This window comes from Methylibium sp. T29 (assembly GCF_000576205.1).
GTDB classification, from domain to species: Bacteria; Pseudomonadota; Gammaproteobacteria; order Burkholderiales; family Burkholderiaceae_C; genus Methylibium; species Methylibium petroleiphilum.
Genome location: NZ_AZND01000494.1, coordinates 1 through 1,320, shown reverse-complemented (window position 1 = coordinate 1,320; position 1,320 = coordinate 1). Strand labels below are relative to the sequence as shown.

Annotated in this window: 1 protein-coding gene and 1 other annotated feature; the gene reads right to left on the bottom strand. The window is 65.3% G+C overall.

Going from position 1 to position 1,320, the window contains the following annotated elements:
• Nucleotides 1–38: 38 nt before the first annotated feature.
• A protein-coding gene (locus x551_RS22320) for an IS3 family transposase (RefSeq protein ID WP_152543640.1) occupies nucleotides 39–1,270 on the bottom strand; the annotation gives its coding sequence in 2 pieces (ribosomal slippage) (nucleotides 39–982 and nucleotides 982–1,270; 1,233 coding nt in all).
• Nucleotides 876–992: a sequence feature (AL1L pseudoknot), on the bottom strand. (Overlaps the previous gene by 117 nt.)
• Nucleotides 1,271–1,320: the final 50 nt, after the last annotated feature.

The following is a 1,320-nucleotide window of genomic DNA, read 5'->3' as shown; positions in this document are numbered from 1 at the left end:
GAACCGCCCCGGAAATCGCGGAGGCCCGTTGGGTTAAGTCAAGCCGCCACCTCGGTAGCCTGACTGGCGAGTTGCCGGTAGTAGTTTGCCTCGGCCTCGGCAGGTGGGATGTAGCCGATGGGTTCGAGTAGGCGGTGGTTGTTGAACCAGGACACCCATTCCAGCGTGGCCAGCTCCACCGCCTCCTTGGTCTTCCAGGGTGCGCGACGATGGATCAGTTCGGCCTTGTAGAGGCCATTGATCGTCTCGGCCAACGCGTTGTCATAGCTGTCGCCCTTGCTGCCCACCGACGGTTCGACGCCGGCCTCGGCCAGCCGTTCGCTGTAGCGGATGCTGACGTATTGCGAACCGCGATCCGAGTGATGCACCAGGCTGCTGTCTCGTTCAGGCTGGCGGGCGTACAAGGCCTGCTCCAGAGCATCGAGGACGAAGTCGGTGGTCATCGAACTGCTCACGCGCCAGCCCACGATGCGCCGGGCGAACACGTCCACGACGAATGCCACGTACAGCCAGCCCTGCCAGGTCGAGACATAGGTGAAGTCCGACACCCACAACTGGTTCGGCCGCTCGGCCCGGAACTGCCGGTTCACCTTGTCCAGCGGGCATGGTGCCTTGTTGTCGCTGATGGTGGTGCGCATCACCTTGCCGCGCCTGACACCGCGCAGACCCAGGCGCCGCATCAGGCGCTCGACCGTGCAGCGCGCCACCTCGATGCCTTCGCGGTTCATCTGCTTCCAGACCTTGTCCGCGCCGTAGACCTGCAGGTTGGCATTCCACACTTGCTCGACCACGGGCATCAGCGCCACGTCACGTCGTGCCCTGGGGCTCAGCAGTGCCTGATCCCGGCACCGGGCAGCGTGCCGTCGGTAGGCCGACGGGGCGATCCGCAGCACTGTGCAGATCGGCTCGACCCCGTGGACATTGCGGTGCTCGTCGACGAGCCCGTACATCACTTCAGCCGGCGGTCGAGCTCCGCCTGGGCGAAAAACGCGCTCGCCAGCTTCAGGATCTCGTTGGCCCGGCGCAGTTCCTTGACCTCGCGCTCCAAGTCCTTGATGCGCTTGGCCTCGACGGTGCTGACGCCTGGCCGGGCACCGGCGTCCACCTCTGACTGCTTGACCCACTCCAGCAGCGTCTGCGGCACGCAGCCGATCTTCGGTGCGATGGACTCGATCGCCGCCCACAGCGACGGGTACTCCCCGCGATGCTCCTGCACCAGCCGCACGGCCCGCTCACGCACCTCGGGTGAGAACTTGCTCGACTTCTTCATGGCTCCATCTTCTCAAGTGTTGGAGCCTCCTCGAAACCCGGGGCGGTTCA